This is a genomic window from Neptunomonas sp., from assembly GCF_016744175.1.
Taxonomy (GTDB): Bacteria; Pseudomonadota; Gammaproteobacteria; order Pseudomonadales; family Balneatricaceae; genus Neptunomonas.
The window spans coordinates 1-5,075 of the sequence record NZ_JADGEV010000087.1 but is presented as its reverse complement, the minus strand read 5'-3'; the positions used below and the strand labels follow the sequence as shown (position 1 = coordinate 5,075).

7 protein-coding genes are annotated in these 5,075 nt (G+C 45.9%); 5 read left to right on the top strand and 2 right to left on the bottom strand.

What is annotated here, in order from left to right:
• The 3 genes from QZZ55_RS19760 to QZZ55_RS19750 form a co-directional block, all read left to right on the top strand.
• A partial coding sequence (locus QZZ55_RS19760) for a type II secretion system protein (protein WP_293269139.1) occupies positions 1-542 on the top strand: 542 nt, incomplete at its 5' end.
• Positions 542-1,366, top strand: a complete 825-nt coding sequence (locus tag QZZ55_RS19755; protein ID WP_293269138.1) for a prepilin-type N-terminal cleavage/methylation domain-containing protein — start codon at positions 542-544, stop codon at positions 1,364-1,366. The genes QZZ55_RS19760 and QZZ55_RS19755, both read left to right, overlap by 1 nt.
• Positions 1,356-1,769: a hypothetical protein gene (locus tag QZZ55_RS19750; RefSeq protein ID WP_293269137.1), complete on the top strand. Its 414-nt coding sequence runs from the start codon at positions 1,356-1,358 to the stop codon at positions 1,767-1,769. Before QZZ55_RS19755 ends, QZZ55_RS19750 begins: the two co-directional genes overlap by 11 nt.
• Positions 1,770-1,799: 30 nt before the next feature.
• On the opposite strand, the gene pyrE is transcribed toward QZZ55_RS19750, so the two are convergent.
• Positions 1,800-2,444: an orotate phosphoribosyltransferase gene (pyrE, locus tag QZZ55_RS19745; protein ID WP_293269136.1), complete on the bottom strand. Its 645-nt coding sequence runs from the start codon at positions 2,442-2,444 to the stop codon at positions 1,800-1,802.
• 150 nt (positions 2,445-2,594) lie between these two features.
• Between pyrE and QZZ55_RS19740 the strand changes: the two genes are divergently transcribed.
• Complete coding sequence (locus QZZ55_RS19740; RefSeq protein WP_293269135.1) at positions 2,595-3,368, top strand: exodeoxyribonuclease III; 774 nt, start codon at positions 2,595-2,597, stop codon at positions 3,366-3,368.
• Between the two features lie 55 nt (positions 3,369-3,423).
• Here QZZ55_RS19740 and rph read toward each other — a convergent pair whose 3' ends face one another.
• Complete coding sequence (gene rph, locus QZZ55_RS19735) at positions 3,424-4,146, bottom strand: ribonuclease PH (RefSeq protein WP_293269140.1); 723 nt, start codon at positions 4,144-4,146, stop codon at positions 3,424-3,426.
• Between the two features lie 153 nt (positions 4,147-4,299).
• On the opposite strand from rph, the gene QZZ55_RS19730 reads away from it, so the two are divergent.
• Positions 4,300-5,075 (top strand): YicC/YloC family endoribonuclease (locus tag QZZ55_RS19730; RefSeq protein WP_293269134.1); only part of this gene is annotated, 776 nt, incomplete at its 3' end.

The window sequence follows — 5,075 nt, the reverse complement described above, 5'->3', positions numbered from 1 at the left end:
TACAGGCTTTGCGTATGAAGGCTCCTGTCTCTGAATCTGGTTTCTCACTGGTTGAGACTATTCTTACCATTGTAATAATTAGCATTTCTCTCGTGGTGCTAATTTCTGCGTGGGGGCAATCAGCAAAGCATAGTGGTGACCCGTTCTGGCATGCCAAAGCAGCTTATCTTGGCCAAGCTTACATTGAAGAGATTATAACCAAGCGTTTTGATGAAAATACGCCCCTAGGTGGGCATCCCGCATGTACCAGTAGTAGCTGTTCATCGACATTAGGCATCGATAAATTATCAGATGGAATTACCGATGAAACGCGTAGCCTGTTTGATGATGTTGACGACTATCATGGGTTGAACGAAACGCCTTCCGAAAATGCTTTAGGTATTATTCGTCCAGAATATAATAATTATCAAGTATCTGTGGGTGTAGTGTATGCCGGTGCTGAATTAGGAAGGCCTGCCAGAACAGTAAAGCGTATTAACGTAACAGTGACTCCTCCCGGTGAATCCGCTCAGCAGTTTGTTATTTATCGAGGAAATTACTAATGAACTCGGTAGCCATGTTTAAGAAAAAAGGGCTTAAGCAAAAAGGGTTTACGCTAGTAGAGCTGATTATAGTTATTGTTCTACTGGGGATTATATCAGTCGGCGTAACAGGTTTTATTGTCAACTCTGTTCAAGGTTACAGCGATTTAGCGCGGCGCGATGGCATTGCGGCTACCAGCCGAGTAGCTATGGATCGTATGGTACGCGAACTGCGTAATTCGCTACCCAATAGTGTCAGAACTCATCAAGATGCAAGTGGTGCTTGTTTGGAATATGTACCTATTTTGGATGCGACAACCTACATTTCTATTCCCGTGAGCAGTAGCGCGAGTACGTTATCAATTGTTCCGTTTAGTGAAGCGCCAGAACTAGGCAGAACAGCCATCTATCCTATTAGTAGTAGTGCGGTTTACCAAACGGGCTCTCCTGCTGTGATATCACCCACTATCAGTTCAGCAGCAAGTAGTTTGTTGGGGCCAGGGGTCACGACATTATCGCTTGCCAGTGCTCATCAATACCCGACTGAGTCACCAGCAAAGCGCATGTTTATTGTGTCTGATCCCATCAGCTATTGTGTAGTAGCAGATCGTTTGTATCGATATAGTAACTACGCACGTTCCTCTCTCCAGCCAATGCCATCAACATTACCTACTACCGAACCCAACCGAGCGCTGCTGGCTTATCCAGTTGCAGCTAATCAACCATTTACAGCGGTCAACGCCACACTGCAACGTAATGCGCTGGTGATGTTAGAGTTCAGCGTAGAGCAAAATTCAGAAAGATTACTTATCCAGCAAGAGGTGCAAATCCGCAATGCACCCTAATATGAGAGCAGCGCATAAAAATCAAGCAGGCTTAGGACTGATATCGGCTATTTTTGTGATAGTCGTGTTGGCGATGCTGGTGGTGGGTATGAGTGGCATTATGACGGCTAGCCAAACGTATAGAGCTCAGGAAATATTGGCCGTAAGGGCGCTTTCTGCTGCACAGACGGGGTCTGAGTTACATCTATCAGAGTTACTGCATCCTGAAAACTCACAAGTCTGTACAAGTGATGCCGTGCCCGTTGTGTTAACAACGCCGGGGCTTCTTGATTGCAGCTATCAGGCAAGCTGTGCATCAGTGGTGGTCAATACTGATACCTATGTGACAATCAAAAGTGTGGGGCGGTGCGGCTCTGGTGTCGATTCGGCCACCCGTGAGATGAAGGTACGGGTGGCGCTGTAGTTAAGGCTCAAATAGTATGAGTCTTAACTATTAAATGCCATATTCTGCGCGGTAAGCCTGAATCGCAGCAACTGAAGATTCGTAGCCACCCACTTCTTGTAAGTATTTAACGACATCTTCTAAGGACACAATGCTGATAACCTTCATAGCATAGTCTCTTTCTACTTCTTGAATGGCAGAAAGCTCTCCTTTGCCTTTTTCCATGCGGTTAAGCGCAATCATGACGGCGGCAGGAGTGGCGTTGTCTGCATTATTAATGATATCCATTACTTCACGAATAGCAGTGCCGGCAGTTATGACATCATCAATAATCATGATACGGCCTTCAAGAGCGGCCCCCACTAAACTCCCGCCTTCACCATGGCTTTTCGCTTCTTTGCGATTAAACACATACGGTGTGTCTCGGTCGTAATCGTTAGAAAGTGCAATAGCTGCGGCAGCAGCTAAAGGGATACCTTTGTATGCAGGGCCAAATAAAACATCAAACTCAACCTTGGCCTCATCAATAGCTGCGGCATAATAACGGCCGAGTTTTGCAAGCGCAGTTCCGCTGTTAAATAAACCGGCATTGAAAAAATAAGGGCTAACCCGGCCAGACTTTAATGTGAACTCTCCAAAGCGTAATACATTCTGTTCAATAGCAAATTGGATAAATTCTCTCTGGTAATCACGCATGGCAGGGTCTCATTTGGGATAAAAGGCGTATTCTACCATTAGGATGCACTATGAACGAGATTTTCAGTGGTTTGTAAATTTCCTTTTAGCTGACTTCACTATACAATTCGTCATTAACATTTTTTGTGCGCTTTAACAGGAATAACGAATATGCGTGTTATCACCTTCAATACACAAGGTATTGAACAGGCGGCTGATAAAGGCTTCTTTGACTGGATGGTCAAGCAGGATGCAGACGTCATCTGCCTGCAGGATCTACGGATAAAAGAATATCAGCTCGATGGTGATCGTTATCATCCTGAAGGATATTACCCTTACTTTTTCGATGCTTTTGAAGATGGCTTCAGTGGTGTTGCTATTTATACTCGCCATGTGCCCAAAGCAATCATGACAGGGTTGGGTTTTGAGCTTTGTGACTATCAAGGGCGTTTTATCCAGGCAGATTTTGATAAAGTCAGTGTGTCTTCTTTGTATGTTCCATCGGGTCTAAAAAGCTTCTCGGCGCAGCAGACAAAAGAAGAGTTTATGGCTCACTTTTTGGCGCACCTAAAAAAGACCTTGCGCAAGCGCCGTGACTTTATCTTCTGCGGTACCTTTAATACCGCTCATCGTACGATGGACTTAAGCAACTGGTATGCAAATCAGAGTGTTTCTGGCTTCTTGCCAAGCGAACGCGCTTGGATGGAAGAGATGCTTGGTGACTTAGGTTTTGTCGATGCGTTTCGTGAGTTAAACAAAGCGGAGCGTCAGTTTACCTGGTGGCCTGATTATAACCGTGCGCGTACGCTGAACGAAGGTGCAAGGCTCGATTACCAAATTACTACAGCCAACCTGCGTAAAATGATTACCAATGCGACTATTTACAAAGACCAGTCGTTTTCAGAGCATGGTCCATTGATTATCGATTATGACGGTGATTTTTAGTAAACCATAGATGGTAAAAAAGGGTGCTGATGCACCCTTTTTTGTGTCTATAGGCTTACTTAGTCAGAGCTGCTTTTTGCAGTCCTATGATCTCTTTAATGCCTTTGTCAGCGAGTGCCAGCATTTTATTGAGTTCATCGTGAGAATACGGAGCGCCTTCTGCAGTACCCTGAACTTCAATAAAACCGCCTTGGTCAGTCATAATAACGTTCATATCTGTTTCGGCAGCAGAATCTTCGTCGTAATCCAAATCAAGCACCGCTTCGCCCTTATAAATACCGACAGAAATAGCGGCCAGCATATACTTGATAGGGTTGCCTTTTAGCGCGCCGTGCTTATCTTTCTTCAAGAAATTAATCGCATCCATTAGCGCCACACAAGCACCGGTGATAGAGGCTGTACGTGTACCACCATCGGCTTGGATAACATCGCAATCGATAGTAATGGTGTTCTCGCCCAGCTTTTTAAGATCAAGCGCAGCACGCAAAGAGCGGCCAATAAGACGCTGAATCTCGATAGTGCGGCCTGTTTGCTTACCGCGTGCAGCTTCACGGCCATTACGGGTGTTTGTAGAGCGTGGCAACATACCGTATTCAGCAGTGACCCAGCCAGAACCCGAACCGCGTAAGAAGCGAGGCACACCGCGCTCAACTGTCGCGGTACAAATGACTTTCGTCTCACCAAACTCTACCAATACAGATCCTTCTGCATGCTTAGTAAAGTTACGTGTAATACGGATTTCACGTAACTGGTCGGGTTGGCGACCACTCGGACGCATGCTTGCAAGACCCAGGTTCTGAAGTTGATCGGACATGGTAGGACTCATCTGTAAAATACACCTTATCGACAATGAATGATTTGCTGCATAGAGCATCTGTCTTCAGACTGCTAAACTATCTGAATAGGATAATTCTAATCGAGATACGACAACATGACACGTAGTATGACTGCTTTTGCTCGCCAAGAGAGCCAACAAAGCTGGGGAACACTCACTTGGGAAGTGCGTTCGGTAAATCATCGCTATTTAGAGCCACACCTAAGAATCCCTGAGCAGTTAAGAGAACTAGAAGGAAGTTTGCGCGAAACACTGCGTAAACGCCTAAGCCGAGGCAAAGTAGAATGCATGTTGCGCTTTGTCCCAGAAGAACAAGCACAAACACTGCAAGTGAACGAAGCCTTTGCTAAACAGCTACTGGCAGCCACTGAGCAGATGGAACAATTGATGCCGGTATCGCAAACATTGAACCCGCTCGACTTACTGCGCTGGCCTGGTGTGTTGCAAGACGTACAGATTGACATGGACGAAGTAAAACGCGAAGCGCTGAAGTTGTTCAACAAAGCCATGGATGACCTGCACGCAGGCCGCGAACGCGAAGGTAAAGAGCTTGCGCTGCTTATCGAACAACGGCTTGATGCCATCAGCGTTGTTGTTACAGACGTACGTACTAAGCTGCCACAGATTCTGTTAAACCAACGCAACATGCTTAAAACACGTGTAACTGACTTGGGTGTAGACCTAGATCCGCAGCGCTTAGAGCAAGAAGTCGTACTTCTCGCCCAAAAAGCGGATGTTGATGAAGAGATGGACCGCCTAGATACACACGTTCAAGAAGTGCGCCGTATCCTAAAACAGAAAGAACCCGTAGGCCGCCGTTTAGACTTCTTGATGCAAGAGCTAAACCGCGAAGCTAACACGCTATCATCAAA

Coding starts and splice junctions, on each gene's coding strand:
- QZZ55_RS19755 (WP_293269138.1), top strand. CDS start 542: ATGAACTCGGTAGCCATGTTTAAGAAAAAAGGGCTTAAGCAAAAAGGG.
- QZZ55_RS19750 (WP_293269137.1), top strand. CDS start 1,356: ATGCACCCTAATATGAGAGCAGCGCATAAAAATCAAGCAGGCTTAGGA.
- pyrE (WP_293269136.1), bottom strand. CDS start 2,444: ATGCGTGATTACCAGAGAGAATTTATCCAATTTGCTATTGAACAGAAT.
- QZZ55_RS19740 (WP_293269135.1), top strand. CDS start 2,595: ATGCGTGTTATCACCTTCAATACACAAGGTATTGAACAGGCGGCTGAT.
- rph (WP_293269140.1), bottom strand. CDS start 4,146: ATGCGTCCGAGTGGTCGCCAACCCGACCAGTTACGTGAAATCCGTATT.